Below are 15,891 nucleotides of genomic sequence, written 5' to 3' on the forward strand. Positions count from 1 at the left end.
TTATTGTGCTGGTGTCGCGCCGCCGGTTGGCGTTGTGCCACTTGTTGGCGTTGTACCGCCTGTTGGCGTTGTACCACCTGACGGCGTGGAATCCGGCGACGTGCCGGGTGACGGCGATACGGAATCTGTTGACCCATCACCGGGGGACGGGGAAACGGTCTCATTGGCCGGTTGCGTACTGGGTGACGGCGTTGCTGCGGTCTGTTCGAGCTCGGCGTATTGACAGTTGACGGTGAAAGTCACCATTGTGGCGCCTGTGACATCGTTTGTTTCAGACATCTGGCCGACGGTAACTGCCGCTATCGTCTTAAACGCCCGCAGCTGCTGTATCGTTTTGGCCGCCGCTATTTTTGACGAAACGGTGATGTTCATACTAATGCCGTCCTTCGTGCAGGTGGCGGAGAGAATGGTGATCTCCGACGGCATTTTCAGCTCGAGCTCGTTAATAAACTCGAGAAGCTGATCATTTGGCGACGCGATCTGTGTTTCAAGCGCCGTTAAATCGCTTTTATATTTGTTATAGGCGACGTAGTTGTCATGTATCGTCTCGACATACGATAAATCGCTGATCTTTTTCTCCAGATTCTTCTTTTCTGCCTGCGCGGCAATATACCCTAAAATAGTGACGCCAGACAAGACGATGGCCGTGGCTGTAAACGCCACGAGAAGCGTCACGCCGAGTGATAGTGACTCCGGATTCTTCGATGCATCCTTTTTCTTCGTTTTGGAAAACTGCTCCGGAATAAAGTCGACAGGGGCAACTGCGGCGCCGATACAGGAGATATACTGCATCAGGACGCCGGCCATGCTGGCAGGTGCCGTCACCTTATCAAGCTTCTGCATCACGGTGACCGTGAGACCCGTTGATTCGGCCACGGCGTCACGCAAGCCGGCAAGCGGCGCGCCGACACCTGTCAAAACGAGTTCTTCGATGGGGGTTTCCCAGTTGGAGGAATTGAAATAGTCGGCCAGCCGGGTGATATTGCCAACGAGACGTGATAAATAGTCATTAATTTCACTTGCGAGTGTGTCATCATCGAAGTCCGGTTTAAACAGCTCGCTGCTGAGCTCTCTGAGCGTTGTGAGATAGTCGCCTTCACCTTTATTTGTACCGCCCATATAGGCGAGAACATAGTCGTCCACGCCGCTTGGAAACGTTCGCTGCATGAGAAGCTTGTTCTTTTTGACGACCGTTGTTATCGTATACGCCCCGCTGACGTCGATATACATGGTGACGCCCTCTGTGTGCAGCGTCTCCAACAGGCGGAACTGGCTGTTGCCGCAGTAGTCGAGCGCCTGAATAGAGAGCCCCGCCATGTTTGCCAGACGGAAATACCCCTCTAATATCGATAGTGGTGCCGCCATCACGAGCAAGCGGCAGCCGGCATCGTCCCCTGTCATCTTGCGCTCCTGCAGCGTGTAAGTAATATGGTATTTGCTCATATCAACCGGGAAATAATCTGAGGCGTTGGCCTCAACGATCGACTTGATTTTGTTATCTTTAACAGGTGGAATTGTCACCTCGCGGATGGCAATACGGCCGGAGGCAATTGTAAAAATGACTTTTTTGTTTTTCAGGCTATAGCGGGTCAGATTTTCGCTTAACGCCGCCGCAACAGCCTCGGGATCTCTGATTTCCCCGTCCACAACGGCGTCGGGCGGTGTCTGGAACATCGCACAGCCGCTCACCCGCCGTGCGCCCGGCCCCATGACCGTCTCACACACCTTAATGAGCCGCTCGCCAATTTCAATGCCAAGAACTTTCGTGGCCATGCTCACACCCGCTCCCATATCATTTCAGTCACTATATAAAAAAGCTTAAACTTTGATTTCTCACAGTAAAAACAGCGCAAGATAGGCGTTTATCAAGCCGCCGCCCCACAGGGCGGCAATAAAGATGCCCAGAGAAAGATACGGCCCGAAGGCCAACTGATGCCCCGTGCGCGTGATGACCATGCGCAGCAGATGGATGATACTGCCGAGAACGCAGCCCAGAAAAAACGCGAGGATCACAAGCTTCCAGCCGAGGATGAGACCGCAGACGGCCATGAGCTTCACGTCGCCGCCGCCGACACCGCGCCCGCCGCTTATTAACAAGATCAGTAAGAGCGGCAAACCGACGGCACCAGCGCCAATGAGATATAAGCTCCAGTTCCCAACGTCCGTCACAACGCGCGCGATGCCGACAGCCAGAAGAAAATAAATGAAGCCTTCCGGAATTTCAAGCGTTCTAAAGTCTATGACGCTCAGCGCCAAAAGCGCTGAGGTCATAGAACAATAGAGCAACGTTTCGGTGGAAAAGCCAAAACGATTGTAGATAACGGCGAACAAGATGCCGGTTGATACCTCAACAAGGGGGTACTGGGCAGAAATCGGGCTCTTGCAGCCGTTGCAGCGGCCACGCTGAAAAAGCCAGCTGAAAACAGGAATAAGCTCATACCAGCGGAGCTTTTTTAAGCAGCGCGGGCAGTGGGAGGGCGCCGTCACAATGCTCTCGCCCGCCGGGATTCTGAGCATGCAGACATTGAGAAAGCTGCCGATCAGAAGGCCGAACAGGACAATGACGATATACGGAATGGCCGGATAAAGCAGCATTGGACGGCGTCCTTTCTGGTGAGCTAAGAAACTTAATTTCCTAAAACCGTACTTAATCAGGCCCAAGCAGATGTCGCAGCGCCAACACCGTTTGTAAATGTAACAGTAATTGTATAGGTATCAGATGCGGCCGCTTTGTGTGCGTTTGATTGAATTGCCTTAGTCGCATAACCTGGCAAAGCGCTGGCTAACGCAGCAGCAACAGCTGCATTGTCATTTCCCGTGACAGCAACGGAACCATTAGTCCATGTAACGACAAAGTTCTCATCGATTGTTGCTGAAAAATCATCGTCACTCAAAATAACTCGAGTTGTACTCAGAAGTGAATCAGCAAACGTATTATCAGCAGACACTCTCGATTTCTCCACGTACTTCAGGTATTGCGGGGCGAGAATGGCCACGAGGACGGCCATGATGGCGATGACGATGATGAGCTCGACGAGCGAGAAGCCCTTGTTGCCAAGTGCTCTGCGTTTATTCAGGTTATTGCGGCTTTTTTGCATTAACTGCATCATTTTTGTTTTACCTTCTTTCATTTAATTCGTGCCCAGTAAGCGGGCCGGCCGGTTTTTTGACAGTTGCCTTTCAATTCACAACTTAAACGATGCCCGCCTCCCTCATAGCGCAGGTGCCGTTTAATGCCGGGATTCGTTGCCTTGAAGATGTCATCTTTATGTCGTCTCTTCTTTTTTTTACCAATAAAAAACCTCCTTTACCGAAATTTCGGAAAGGAGGCAAACACTGCATACCCTTCAATTTCGGCAACTGGCTGTCATAGCCGACGAGCGGCCTTAGACCCTAAGCTTTGCGTCCCTGCTTTTCAACAGGTTTGCTATTATCGATTGAATTAACTGACAACTTGTCAAGTTAACGGTACCATGGCACTTTATAAGTGTCAAGTGTTTATCTCACTTTTTCTCACATTTCGTCACTTTTTTCAGTTTTTGGTGAAAATCATGAAGATAGGCCGTGTATTCAATCGGTATTGCCGGAAGGAGAACGCGCGTTAAATGTTCTGCAGTCCGCTGTACATCTGCGCCATCGGCAGGATCACTGAAATAATGATCGTCCCGATAACGCCTGCCAGAAAGATGATAATTGCCGGCTCTAAGGCTGCCATCAGCGATTGTGTGGCGATTTCAACCTCCTCGTCATAATAATCGGCGAGTTTTGAGAGCATCGCCTCAATATTGCCGGATTCCTCGCCTATTTTGAGCATGTGGCACACGAGCGGTGGAAAAAGGCCGCCGCGCACAAGTGGCTCCGAAAGTGATGTGCCCATGGTGACGTCTTCCTTGGCGTTTAAAATAGCCTCTTTGAAAAAGATGTTTGTCATCGTGTTGGCGGTGATTTCCAAAGCGTTAATGAGCGGCAGACCGGCCGCCAAAAGCGTTGATAGCGTTCTGGCCAGGCGGGACGACGCCGTTTTAACCGTCAGCTTGCCGAATAGCGGCAGCTTCATCGCGATTTTACCAAAAACGCGCATCCCTGCGTCCGTCGTTTTAAAATAGTTGAGAAAGACGACGAGCAAAATAATTGTTAAAACAACGATATACCAGTAGCTCTGCATGAATTTGCTCAGCGCGACGACAAAAAGTGTAATCGCCGGAAGCTTCGTGCCGAGGTCGGCAAACATCTGCTGAAATGTTGGCACCACAAAGGTCAGCATCGCAATAACAACGGCAACGGCGACAACGGCGACAACGGCCGGGTAAATAGACGCCTTTTTAATGAGCGCTTTGAGCCGCGCTTCCTTTTCAAACTGATCGGCCATCCGTGTGAAGGAGACCTCCAGACTGCCGGAGGCTTCGCCTGCCTCAACCATTGTGATGAGCATGCCGGAAAAGACCTTTTCATTCTGGCGCATGGCCTCTGCCAGTGATTCGCCCTTTTCGACGGCGAGCTTTGTCTCCAAAATCGCCTTTTTAAGCATTTTGTTCTCTGTCTGCTCCGAGAGCATGCCAAGCGCTTCGATAATCGTCACGCCCGCGCCGACAATACTGACAAACTGGCGGCAAAAGATGCTCATATCGCGCGACTTTGGCTTGCCGCCGATATCAAAAGTGATTTCCTTATTTAAAAGGTTTTGGTCATTGACGGCAAGCGCGACAAGGCCGTCGTTTTTTAACATCTCGCGGGCGCGTTCTTTCGTGTCCGCCTCGATCGTTCCCTTGCGGTTTCTGCCGGACCGGTCAACCGCCGTATAGATATATGCTGCCAATATGCCGCCCCCTTCAAGCCAATAAGGCCGCCCGATTGAGATCGAATCCTTCAGATAATCCGCTTGGCGAGATAATTGATATCCTGCGCATAACGCATGGCCTCGGTGTCTGTGATGACATTGCGGGTATACAGGTCGTATATCGCGTCGTCCATCGTCTGCATGCCGGCTTTTTTATTCGTCTGCATGACGGACGGGATTTGAAACGTTTTGCTGTCACGGATGAGATTGCGGATGGCGGGATTAATGTGCATGACCTCGATGGCTGCGCAGCGCCCCTTCCCGATTTTTTTCGAGATGAGCTGCTGAGAGACGACACTCACGAGCACCTCGGCCAGCTGCGTCCGGATCTGCTGTTGCTGGTGCGGCGGAAACACGTCGATGATACGGTCAATCGTTGACGCCGCGCCGATCGTGTGCAGGGTTGAGAAGACAAGATGGCCGGTCTCAGCCGCCGTTACGGCAATAGAGATTGTCTCAAGGTCACGCATTTCGCCGACGAGAATAACATCAGGGTCTTCACGCAGGGCGGCTCGGAGGCCGCTGGCGTAATTTTCGGAATCCGTTCCCATTTCCCGCTGGTTGACGATCGCCTTCTTATGCCGGTGCAGATATTCAATGGGGTCTTCCAGCGTGATGATATGGTATGGATAATTCTCATTGAGTACGTTGATGAGTGATGCCAGCGTCGTGGATTTGCCGCTGCCCGTCGGCCCGGTGACGAGGACGAGCCCGCGCTGCCTTTTGACAACGTCGATAACGCTGTCGGGAATACCGAGTTTGTCGGGCGTTGGAATCTCATAATTTAAAGCGCGAACCGCGACGGCGACGCTCCCCCGCTGCATAAAAACGTTGACGCGGAAGCGCCCGAAATTCGTAACGGAATAGGCCAAATCCGCCTCGCCGTTTGCTTGGAGATGGGCTTTGTTTTTATCGGTCATCATTGCCTCGGCGACAGCAATTGTGTCAGCCGGTTTCAAAACGTCTCCGCCGAGGGAAACAAGATTGCCGTCAATGCGTGCAACGGGCGGGATCCCAACGGTAAAATGAACATCGGAAGCGCCTTTTTCAACAGCGTCTCTCAAAATATCATCGATAGGGTTCATCGAACACCATCCTTTCCGATAGATTCTGAGCCCTATGATTCAAACGACACCTTGACCATTTCGGAAACCGAAGTCGTACCGTCCAGAACATATTCAGACGCCGACATGCGCAAGGTGTGCATCCCGTCTTTGATTGCCTGCTCCTTGATCTGTTCCGTCGTCCCTTTGGCGGCGATAATACGTTTAAGCGGCGGCGTGATCTCCATAATTTCATACACGCCAATCCGGCCGAAGTAGCCTGATTCGCCGCAGAGATGACAGCCGCCGGGCGCATAAATCATGAGCGGCAGACTTGGGTCTACCCCCAGAATGACCTTCTCCTGTTCTGTTGCCGGACGCTGTTTGCGGCAGGCGGTGCACAGGCGGCGGACAAGGCGCTGCGCGATAACGCCGACAAGCGAGTCGGCAAGCAGAAATGATTCCACGCCCATATCAATCAGGCGGGTAACCGTTGCCGCCGAGCTGTTGGTGTGGAGCGTTGAAACGACGAGATGGCCGGTAATCGATGCCTGTACGGCAATGGAGGCCGTCTCAAAGTCACGGATCTCGCCGATCATAATGATGTCGGGGTCTTGACGGAGAATGGCACGAAGGGCGCTTGCAAACGTCATATCCGCCTTCGGATTGACCTGCACCTGATTGATACCCATAATATTGGCCTCGACGGGGTCTTCAACGGTAACAATATTGACGTCCTCTTGATTGAGTTCGCTCAGCGCTGTATACAGCGTCGTGGATTTACCGCTGCCTGTCGGCCCGGTGACGAGGATCATCCCGTTTGGGTTGGAGAGAATATGATCAAATTGTGACAACTCCCAGGTGCGGAAGCCAAGCTCAGATTTGTCTTTCGTCAAGCCGGTGGCGGAGGCGATGCGCATGACGACCTTTTCACCGTATGACGTTGGCAGCACCGAGACGCGAACATCATACTCGGCATGGTCGACAACGATGGTAATGCGCCCATCCTGCGGCTTGCGTTTTTCGGAGATGTCCATCCGGCCGAGAATTTTAATGCGCGTGATGATGGCAGCCAGAAGCGCTGCGTCGTACATCATCTTTTCAATTAAAATACCGTCTATCCGGTACCGTACACGGACTTTTTTCTCGAGCGCCTCGACATGAATGTCACTCGCCCGCTGGCGGACGGCTTGCTCGATCATTGTTTTAACGAGCTGGACGATCGGCGCGGAATTAAGCTCCATCTCGGCTTGCAGGGCCGCCTCTTCCAGCGCCTGCTGCTGATGCTCCCGCTCCTTCGTATACTGCTCGGCTGCCGTCATAGCCTCTTCATTGCCAAAATAACGATCAAGCACTGAGTTAATGGCGCCGACGGTGGCCACGCGCGGCTCAATGCGCCTGTTTGTGATGATGGCAATATCGTCCTGCGCGATCATATCGAGCGGGTCTGCCATGGCGACGATGAGGGCGTTAGAGTCCTTTTCATCAAAGCCAACCGGGAGGACCTTATGCTTTCGGAGAATAGAGCCGCTGACGAGACCGATGACCTCCGGCGGTATTTTAATACCCCGCAGCTCAATCATCTCAATGCCAAGTTGGCGGTGCAAGGCATTTGTGATCTGCGTCTCGGTTGTGATGCCCGTTTCAATCAGGACGTCTCCGAGGCGCTGCTTCGTGCGCTGCTGAATGGCGAGGGCGGCTTCAAGCTGCTTGTCGTCGACGACGCCCTGCGCTTTGAGGATATCGCCAAGCCGCATTTTTCGTTTTGGCAGGTTCACAGACGTCACCAACTCTCAAGGGATTCATGGGCCAGGATGCCAGAAGCACAACATCTTGTGATTTTGTCGCAAACTAGCGTAAAATCATGGCGATTTGCGGATAATTTGCCATTAATCCATCCAAAATCACAATATAATGTATAATTTTAGCTTTATCAAATGCCATTATTCAATATATTGTTGGAATTTGTCAATCGGGGAAATAATAAAAGCCTCCCGTCAGGGAGGCTTTTATGAAGAGGTTTCGAGAACGATTTATTATTTCTTCGCAGCGGAAAGGGCTTCCTTCTTGTCGCCGGAGAGGTAAACGCCCCAGTAGCCCAGGCCGACGAGGACAGAGCCGCCGACGATATTGCCAAGCGTGACAGGCAGGAGGTTCTTGATAAAGAAGCCGTACCAGGAGAGGTTGGCGAGTTTGGAGGGATCGATTTTGGCAACGGCATCGGCAAAAGCACCCGTTCCGTTGGCAAAGAGACCCGCAGAAATGAAGTACATGTTGGCAACGCTGTGCTCATAGCCGCAGAGCACGAAGAACATAATCGGGAAGAAAAGACCGGCAATTTTACCGGTAACGTCTTTCGCGGCCATGGACATCCAAACGGCAATGCAGACGAGGAAGTTGCAGAGGATGCCGCGGATAAAAGCATCACTGAATGTCAGGTTGACCTTGCCGACGGCCGTGTTGATTGCCGCGGCGCCGACAGCGTTATTAAAGAGTTCAAACGTGCCGCCGTAGACAACGAGCGCCGCGATAAGCATGGAACCGATCAGGTTGCCGATGTAGACGATGAGCCAGTTCTTCAGCATGCCGGTGATTGCGGCCTGCTTGCAGCAGACGGGCATGATGATCATCGTATTTCCGGTAAAAAGCTCGCTGCCCGCGATGAGTACCATGGCGAGGCCTCCGGGGAAGACGCTGGCTCCGAGGAGCTTTGCGACCGAGGCAAGTTCTTTCGGGATTGATGCGGGTGCGACTGTTGAAGCAACGCCGGCCAGCGCGATGAAGATACCAGCCAGGATGCCAAGCCAGAGCATTTTGCCAATGGAGAGCTTTGTTTTTGCCGCGCCAACAGCTATGTAGTTTTGCGCGACTTCTTTGGGTGAATTCATTCTAATCCTCCTAAACGCTTAGTAATTTTCCGCGCGAAGCTGAAAATACGCCTGTGGGTGTTTGCACACGGGACATTCATCAGGAGCTTTTTTCCCGATTTCAATGTGGCCGCAGTTGCTGCACTGCCATATCACGTCCTGATCCCTTGAGAAAACGAGACCGCCTTTAATGTTGGCAATCAGCTTTCTATACCGTTCCTCATGGGTTTTTTCGACGGCGGCGACACCTTCAAACTGCTTGGCGATGTCGTCGAAGCCTTCCTCGTGCGCAACCTTGGCAAAAGACGCGTACATATCGGTCCACTCGTAATGTTCACCGCCAGCCGCGTCGCCGAGATTTGTCAGGGTATCGGGCACCTCGCCGCCGTGCAGGAGTTTGAACCACAGCTTGGCATGCTCCTTCTCGTTGTTCGCCGTCTCCTCGAAGATAGCCGCGATCTGCTCGTATCCGTCTTTTTTTGCCTTGGACGCGTAATAGGAATACTTATTGCGTGCCTGGGACTCACCTGAAAACGCGATCATCAGGTTTTCTGCTGTTTTGCTGCCTTTGAAATCTTTCATGTATAACACTCCTTGTCGATATTAGCACTTGTTCAAAACTGTTTCTATGAAAATCTTTTGGAATTTTGGATTCATAAATTGCAAGTGCAAATTGAACACCCCGAGGCAAAATCGTTCCCATCAATTAACCTTGGACACAGATGGTGCCGCAGGCGCTGTCTGTGCCAAGGTTGTCGCAGCCGTCAGGCTGCGTATTCGGAATCAAGAAAGGCTTCAAATAGTTCCTCTGGCGTGTGGTATCCGAGCTTCTTCCGGGGTCGCCCATTTAACTCATCAGCAGCGGACAGGATGTCCTCGTCTGTATACTGCTCAATAGATGTTCCCTTTGGAACGAAGGTCCGGAACAGTCCATTATGCCTTTCGTTCTGAGGACGTTCCCAAGAGCTGTATGGGTGGGCAAAGTAGATCTGGGAACCCCAAGCCTCGACTTCTGCAAAGTCGGCGAACTCGCTGCCGTTGTCTACGGTAATCGTCTTAAAAATCTGTGAAAAACGTTCCCCGTACTCAGCGCGTAGGCTTTTCATGGCAGACATCACCGCATCACTGGTCTTTCCGGGAATACGAATGGCGATGTAGTGCTCGGTCTTCTTCTCCAGCAGAGAGAGTACAACTGCCTCTTTCCCAGCTCGTTTTCCAACCACGGTGTCGCCCTCCCAGTGGCCGCCTTCTATACGAAGGGAAGCGATCTCAGGACGGGCGGAAATGCTTGTGCCGTAGTGCTTTTTGTTTTCCCTGCCCCTGGCCTTTCGGGTGCTGCGTTTTAAGGCTTCCGGCAGTTCGGTCGGCGTGATGGGAAGCAAGCCTGCCCAGACCATGTTGTACAGAGTGCGGGTACAAACCATCTGATCTTCACTGTACAAACGCTGTCGCTTCGCATATCCGCAGCAGGAATCCAGCGACCACTTGTGTTCCCGGATCTGCTTGACTACCCAGTCAATGAAAGTCTTGCAGGAGCCTGCTTTGAGGGGCTTGACACAAGCCCTTCGATTAGCCTTGTAGATGGCCTCGCCGAGTTTCGGAGAATAGCCAGGTGCTTGGCCCCTGTTGCTCTTCCGTGTCGGTGTACCTCGCCTTAACTCGTATGAGATGGTGGACGGTGAACAGCCAATGTTTCGGGCGATGCCGCGTACGCCAAGTCCCTGCTTCAAGAGGGCTTTGACAGCACCACGATCTTCCAAGCTCAAGTGTTGCCCTTTCTTGCGTTCTGCGCTGACTGTGATAGAATCATTGTTATCCATAGTGATTGTATCCTTTCGGTGGCAGATGTTGTGTAGGAACTACATTTTACCACGAAGAATAATCACTATGGATTTTTCTGTTCAAGTGTTCAATTTCATTTTACAATCAACCGGAATTTTGGATTATTTAATAATTTTTTTGCTTTTTGTTCATAATTTTCGACTTGTGCCGAAAGAAAGTATAAATAAACCGTTCAATTTTACTATATTTTCACAAAAAACATCGTTTCTGCCATTACGCCTCTGCAAACAAACCAAACAACTGCGTTCGGCTGCGGACCTTCGTCTTTATGTAGATGTTTGACAGGTGCTTGGAGAGCGTTGCCCGCGAGATAGAGAGCTTTCGGCACATCTCTTCGCTGCTTTTGCTGCTGCAGACAAGTGAGACGATTTCCGTCTCACGTTTCGTCAGTCCGTAGCCGGACGCTGCCCTGGCTATCTTTTCGTTCCGATAGACAAAAGCGCCTGCACCGCCGGCAAGCAGGCTTTGAAGCTTTCGCTCCAGCGGGTCCTTCAGCGTATTGAATATGTAGATGTCACGCGCGGAAAAATCGTCATCAATTTTTCGCCGCAAAAGCCCAAGCACGGCTAGCGGGCGGTCTTTGCATGCCAGCGAGGCAAAAAGACCCCAGTAAATGTTGTTGCGCTGCCAGCAGTCGCGGTAAACGCGCGTTTTTTCCATTCGGGCAGGTGCCACAACGTCCGACAGGCGAAAGACCACGCTTGAAGGCGCCGCCAAATAATCGTCCCACAGCGAAAAGCTGCCGTCTGAAAACCCGGTACGGTCGACGTCCTCCTCCGAGAAACCTGTTGAAATGGGGTCTATCAGTTCAACGGCACCGTCTTCTCTGGCGGCCTGAAAGATAAGGCCTGACTGAAACGGTATGAGTGTTTTTAGCTGCTGGAGGAGCATTTCGCACGTTTCTTCGTATGTCTGGCAGTATGTCATACGCGTGATCAGTTGGACAAGAAACTGCCATTCATAATCAAAAAGCGTCGAGCTCATGGTAACATCCTCTCATCCATTTTTGTGTATCAAGCGGGCGTCGGATGGTATTCTTTGCGTAAATGACGCCACGGCATACCTAAAAAGATGTATTCTCAACGCGTCTAATCTAGCACACCAACGATAGAATATCAAGGAAAACGTTCAGTAAAGACGGACCTTTACAAACAGCCGACCTTTTTTTGACCGGCGCTCGACTCCTTCATAGATAAATCGCCCGAGCCCTCGGACAGAAACAATGGTCCCCTTAATCGGAACAACGCTTGTTTTATCCGTTTCGCGCCCGTTTAAAAAGACGCACCCTTTGTCAATCAGTGCTTGACTTGCCGTCCGTGACAGATTGAAAACGGCGGCAATCAGCGCGTCCAGCCGCTCGGACGCAACGTTGAGCGATGACGGCACCGGTGTTTTAAGGGACTGCGCCGGTATCTCGTCGACAGCCGTGCAGGTAACAGCCGTGCGGCGTACGGCACAAAGCTCCCGGACAATGAAGTCTGCAACCGCATCGACGCAGACAACATACGCCTCATTGCCTACGACGATGATATCACCCAAAACGCCGCGGCGTAAACCAAGCCCCAAAAGGGCACCAAGAAAATCTCGATGCGTCAGTGCCTCGGTATATTTTGGGGCGGTCGGCGCAATAGCAACACGGGCAACAGGCGGCGCTTCCGTATAGCCGCACAGCGTGTCATCCCCAAAAACGGCAAGGCACCGCTCCGCCCCGTCATATCCGCCAACAAGCGATACCGGTGCGGCAAAAACGATTTGCACAGCCCGCAACACTTCCTGTTCGGCCAGTGTGAGAAATTCCGAATAGACATACCGCCGCTGCGCGTCGGCTCTGCCGGCAAGCTCCGCAAGCCGCTTCGACAGCTGCTTCTCGTCTTCCTGCATGAAATCGCACCTTTCCGGCGCGGGCTTCTCGCCGCGCATTGATCTGTTTAATCCGAGGCGGCGCATCGCCGCAATGCCGATGGTATCACGTTTCCACCCGGTGGTCAAACCACCCCGCCCATTTAGACGGCGAAGGCATGCGCCTTTACGGATCCGCCGTTATATGGTAAACTGCCTCTGATCACTTGGTGCCGGTATTGTTAGAAACGGAGGCTGATAAATATGGACGCAATCAAGCCAGGCCGCTGGCATCATTATAAAGGCAACGATTACGAGGTTCTTTATATAGCGCGTCACTCGGAGACACTCGAGCCGATGGTTGTTTATCGCGCGCTTTACGGTGGCGGCGATGTTTGGGTCCGCCCCGCTGCTATGTGGCAGGAGACGGTTTTGTCCGGCGGCGCGTACATCCCGCGTTTTACATTTATCGATTATCCGGCAGACGAGGATACTTTGTTATGACAGCCGATTATACCGTTATTTACTCTAAACGCAAGACACTGGCCCTTGAAATCACGAAGGACGCGGCGCTCCTTGTACGCGCGCCGCTGCACGCCGCACCGCGCGATATTGACGCAATGCTGACTCGCCATGCGCGCTGGATTCAAACAGGTCTCGCAGCGCAGCGTCACCGCCTTTTGGCGCGTCCCCCGCTGACGGGCGACGAAATAGTGCTCTTAAAGAATCAGGCAATAAAACACATTCCGGCACGTGTTGCCTTTTATGCCTCTATAATGGGCCTTGTGCCAACGGCCGTCAAAATAACGAGCGCCGAAAAACGATTCGGCAGCTGCAGCGGCACAAACCACCTTTGCTTTTCATGGCGATTAATGCGCTATCCGGCAGACGCCATTGATTATGTCGTCGTCCACGAGCTAGCCCATATTCGGCACAAAAACCACGGCAAGGCTTTTTATGCACTCATCGGGTCGGTTCTTCCGGACTTTAAGAGGCGGAAAAAGCTGCTGGGTGAATAAAATAACAACCGGCAGGTTTATCCTGCCGGTTGACTTTTTTGCCGCTATCAGCTGCTTTTTGAAAACAGGTCTTCAAACGGGATCACGCGTTCCTCCTGCAGATAGCGCCGCCGGAATTCGTCGGCCGGTACCGGCCTGCCGAGGAGATAGCCCTGCACCTGTCGGCAGCCGAGCTCGGTAAGGATGCTAAGCTGCTCGGCTGTTTCAACACCTTCTGCAATTGTCACTTTGCCGACGGCATTGGCCATCGAAATGATCGCCTTGACGACCTCAAGCCCGCTGCCGCCCGAAACTGTCAAATTATCAATGAGGGATTTGTCGATTTTAATTCTGTCAAAACGGTATTTATTGAGATAGCCAAGCGATGAATACCCAGAGCCGAAGTCGTCAATGGAGACGGAGATGTTCAGTTCCTCGAACAGGTCAAAAATCGGTTTGACCTTTGCGTTCTCCTCAATCATCAGATTTTCCGTGATCTCCGCATCAATCCAGGCGGCCTTCAGGTCGTTTGAGGCGATGATATCCTTCAGTGTTAAGAAGAAATCATCCTCCGTCAACTGCTTGGGCGATATGTTAATGCCCATTTTCATTTGCACGCCGAAATGCGTGTTCCATTCCACAACCTGCTCAACCGCCTTGCGGAGAACCCATTTACCGATTCTGTTAATATAATCAATTTCTTCCGCCACCGGCACGAAGATGCTCGGCGGGATATAGCCATGCTCGGAGCTGTTCCAGCGCAGAAGGGCTTCGGCGCCGATCAGCTTTTTCTCCGGCATCTCGAATTGCGGCTGGAAGAAAAGCTCAAAATCCTTCTGAAGGTTGGCTTTTCGCAAAAGCGCTTCAACCTCGTTTTTCATCCGAAGGTTTTCCTTGAACTTCGGGTCAAAAAACTCATATTTGTTAAAGCCGAGTGCCTTGGCCCTGTACATCGACATATCCGAATTCTTCAGCAGTGTTGTGGCGTCGGCGGCATCGTCCGGCAGGAGCGACACGCCGACGCTGATGGTGACGTAAATAACCTGCTTGTCTACAAAGATCGGCGCACTGCAGATTTCAACGATCTGGCGGCACAGCCCCGCCAGCTGCTGGCGTGTATAGAGGCCGCGCAGCAGGATGGCAAACTCGTCCCCGCCCATTCGGGCCAGGACGGCGTCGTATTTGTTCCAGTTTAATAGGCGCTCGGAGATTTCGATTATAACTTTATCACCGACGTCGTGTCCATAACTGTCGTTAATCGTTTTGAAGCGGTCGAGGTCAAACTGCATGACGATAATCCGCTCACTGCTGTGCTGGAGGCGGATGGCTTCCTCAAGGCAGATGGAGAAATACCGCCTGTTATAAAGCTTTGTCACCGTGTCCTGATTGGCCAGAACGGACAATTCTAATAGCTGTTCCTGAATCTTCTTTTCGAGTTTGGCGTTGAGACAAAACTCCTGATTGAGCAGCCTCTCGTTTTCATAAGCGAGATGGACATACTTGACCGTCGCGTGGTTGAGCACGATAATGCCCATAAAAACGAGCAAATCGATCATATTAAGCCCTTCAAACGCAACGGCAAGGACTGGGAAGATCATCAGAAAGTACCATTTGCTTTTACCGGCATCGTCCTCTATCCCTTCGAGGTCTTTGGCGGACATTTTTGATATAAGTTTATGAAAGCTCCCAAGTGCAATGAGCGCAATCGGATAAATAAACAAAACGTCAATGAAAGAATTAGGCTGATACAGGTTTTTATAGACCAAGTAGTAGTAGAAAATATCGGTGGCACAAAAAAGCACAACGCCGACGGCAATCATTTTTAAAAACAAAGGCAATTTGTGGTGGGGGGCGGTGATGAGCCACGTTGAGATTTCGATCACAAGAAAAATGTCGAGAACGATCGAAACGGCTGATATGATGCCGTCGCTCATGAAAATTTTGATGGCAGCGTCTTCCTTGCCAAAAAAGACAATCCAGATTAATAGCACACTGAGAATTCCGATCGTCACTGATTCGATTACGCCGCGGATTGAGCGCCATTTGTGAAACTGCTGAAAACCGAATAACAAAACGGCAGCGACAATCATGATGTTTGTGACAAAATAAGCAATATTGACAGAGATATTCTGCGACGGGTCTATCCCGTTGCGCAGCAGCACAGCCCAACCGATATCGCCGACCGACCATGCAAAGCAGGCCACCGACAAAAAGATAAAGGCGAGGCTGAGCACCTGTTTTTTATCTGACAGCAAATAAACCATGAGTAAAATGCCCCCGGAGACGGCGGCAACAATCGGTGACAAAAGGTCTCCGGCGGACGGCATAACAAAATAGGAGCCCGTATAGATCAATACAAGAACAACTAAGATGATCCAGCTGCTCGAAGCGACGGACTTTTTCATCTGCACAATTCTTTCCCCGCTTTTCTTTTTCTTTCATAAACGAAGGAACTAACGAAAGCC

General features: G+C 51.6%; 13 protein-coding genes, 1 pseudogene and 1 riboswitch. Of the genes and pseudogenes, 2 read left to right on the top strand and 12 right to left on the bottom strand.

The genetic code is table 11. The features are described from left to right. The 11 genes and pseudogenes from pilM to IZU99_08200 form a co-directional block, all read right to left on the bottom strand. Positions 1-1,773, bottom strand: a complete 1,773-nt coding sequence (gene pilM / locus IZU99_08150; protein UOO37224.1) for a pilus assembly protein PilM — start codon at positions 1,771-1,773, stop codon at positions 1-3. Positions 1,774-1,833: 60 nt separating this feature from the next. Continuing rightward, entirely contained in the window at positions 1,834-2,595 is a 762-nt protein-coding gene (locus tag IZU99_08155) for a prepilin peptidase (GenBank protein ID UOO37225.1), read from the bottom strand. Positions 2,596-2,936: 341 nt separating this feature from the next. Continuing rightward, positions 2,937-3,098 (bottom strand): annotated as a pseudogene (locus tag IZU99_08160) (prepilin-type N-terminal cleavage/methylation domain-containing protein). A gap of 254 nt (positions 3,099-3,352) precedes the next feature. Continuing rightward, a riboswitch (cyclic di-GMP riboswitch) is annotated at positions 3,353-3,439 on the bottom strand. A 162-nt stretch (positions 3,440-3,601) separates the two neighbouring features. Beyond that, positions 3,602-4,816 carry a type II secretion system F family protein gene (locus tag IZU99_08165; GenBank protein ID UOO37226.1) on the bottom strand — a complete coding sequence of 405 codons (1,215 nt, stop codon included), beginning with the start codon at positions 4,814-4,816 and terminating at the stop codon, positions 3,602-3,604. 50 nt (positions 4,817-4,866) lie between these two features. Next, complete coding sequence (locus tag IZU99_08170) at positions 4,867-5,922, bottom strand: type IV pilus twitching motility protein PilT (GenBank protein ID UOO37227.1); 1,056 nt, start codon at positions 5,920-5,922, stop codon at positions 4,867-4,869. 32 nt (positions 5,923-5,954) lie between these two features. Continuing rightward, complete coding sequence (tadA, locus tag IZU99_08175) at positions 5,955-7,658, bottom strand: Flp pilus assembly complex ATPase component TadA (protein UOO37228.1); 1,704 nt, start codon at positions 7,656-7,658, stop codon at positions 5,955-5,957. 258 nt (positions 7,659-7,916) lie between these two features. After that, a complete protein-coding gene (locus IZU99_08180; protein ID UOO37229.1) occupies positions 7,917-8,768 on the bottom strand; it encodes a formate/nitrite transporter family protein in 852 nt (283 codons plus the stop codon). A gap of 18 nt (positions 8,769-8,786) precedes the next feature. Beyond that, positions 8,787-9,329 (bottom strand): rubrerythrin family protein, encoded by a 543-nt coding sequence (locus tag IZU99_08185; GenBank protein ID UOO37230.1) that lies wholly within the window; start codon positions 9,327-9,329, stop codon positions 8,787-8,789. A 182-nt stretch (positions 9,330-9,511) separates the two neighbouring features. Continuing rightward, complete coding sequence (locus IZU99_08190; protein ID UOO37231.1) at positions 9,512-10,567, bottom strand: IS30 family transposase; 1,056 nt, start codon at positions 10,565-10,567, stop codon at positions 9,512-9,514. Between the two features lie 235 nt (positions 10,568-10,802). Next, positions 10,803-11,573: a hypothetical protein gene (locus IZU99_08195; GenBank protein ID UOO37232.1), complete on the bottom strand. Its 771-nt coding sequence runs from the start codon at positions 11,571-11,573 to the stop codon at positions 10,803-10,805. Positions 11,574-11,717: 144 nt separating this feature from the next. Beyond that, on the bottom strand, positions 11,718-12,578 hold the full coding sequence (locus IZU99_08200) for a hypothetical protein (GenBank protein UOO37233.1): 861 nt from the start codon (positions 12,576-12,578) through the stop codon (positions 11,718-11,720). 114 nt (positions 12,579-12,692) lie between these two features. Between IZU99_08200 and IZU99_08205 the strand changes: the two genes are divergently transcribed. Both IZU99_08205 and IZU99_08210 read left to right on the top strand, forming a co-directional pair. After that, complete coding sequence (locus IZU99_08205; GenBank protein ID UOO37234.1) at positions 12,693-12,932, top strand: DUF1653 domain-containing protein; 240 nt, start codon at positions 12,693-12,695, stop codon at positions 12,930-12,932. Continuing rightward, positions 12,929-13,447, top strand: coding sequence for a M48 family metallopeptidase (locus IZU99_08210; GenBank protein UOO37235.1), 519 nt, complete (start codon positions 12,929-12,931; stop codon positions 13,445-13,447). Before IZU99_08205 ends, IZU99_08210 begins: the two co-directional genes overlap by 4 nt. Positions 13,448-13,494: 47 nt before the next feature. Here the strand turns inward: IZU99_08210 and IZU99_08215 are convergent, their stop codons facing one another. Then, positions 13,495-15,837: an EAL domain-containing protein gene (locus IZU99_08215; GenBank protein UOO37236.1), complete on the bottom strand. Its 2,343-nt coding sequence runs from the start codon at positions 15,835-15,837 to the stop codon at positions 13,495-13,497. Between the last annotated feature and the right edge of the window lie 54 nt (positions 15,838-15,891).

It is taken from the genome of Oscillospiraceae bacterium CM, assembly GCA_022870705.1.
Taxonomy (GTDB): domain Bacteria; phylum Bacillota; class Clostridia; order Oscillospirales; family Oscillospiraceae; genus Sporobacter.

What these genes read in the sequence shown, in the direction of transcription:
- IZU99_08155 (UOO37225.1), bottom strand. Translation starts at nt 2,595, where the DNA reads ATGCTGCTTTATCCGGCCATTCCGTATATCGTCATTGTCCTGTTCGGC.
- IZU99_08185 (UOO37230.1), bottom strand. Translation starts at nt 9,329, where the DNA reads ATGAAAGATTTCAAAGGCAGCAAAACAGCAGAAAACCTGATGATCGCG.
- pilM (UOO37224.1), bottom strand. Translation starts at nt 1,773, where the DNA reads ATGGCCACGAAAGTTCTTGGCATTGAAATTGGCGAGCGGCTCATTAAG.
- IZU99_08210 (UOO37235.1), top strand. Translation starts at nt 12,929, where the DNA reads ATGACAGCCGATTATACCGTTATTTACTCTAAACGCAAGACACTGGCC.
- IZU99_08205 (UOO37234.1), top strand. Translation starts at nt 12,693, where the DNA reads ATGGACGCAATCAAGCCAGGCCGCTGGCATCATTATAAAGGCAACGAT.
- IZU99_08190 (UOO37231.1), bottom strand. Translation starts at nt 10,567, where the DNA reads ATGGATAACAATGATTCTATCACAGTCAGCGCAGAACGCAAGAAAGGG.
- IZU99_08195 (UOO37232.1), bottom strand. Translation starts at nt 11,573, where the DNA reads ATGAGCTCGACGCTTTTTGATTATGAATGGCAGTTTCTTGTCCAACTG.
- IZU99_08170 (UOO37227.1), bottom strand. Translation starts at nt 5,922, where the DNA reads ATGAACCCTATCGATGATATTTTGAGAGACGCTGTTGAAAAAGGCGCT.
- IZU99_08180 (UOO37229.1), bottom strand. Translation starts at nt 8,768, where the DNA reads ATGAATTCACCCAAAGAAGTCGCGCAAAACTACATAGCTGTTGGCGCG.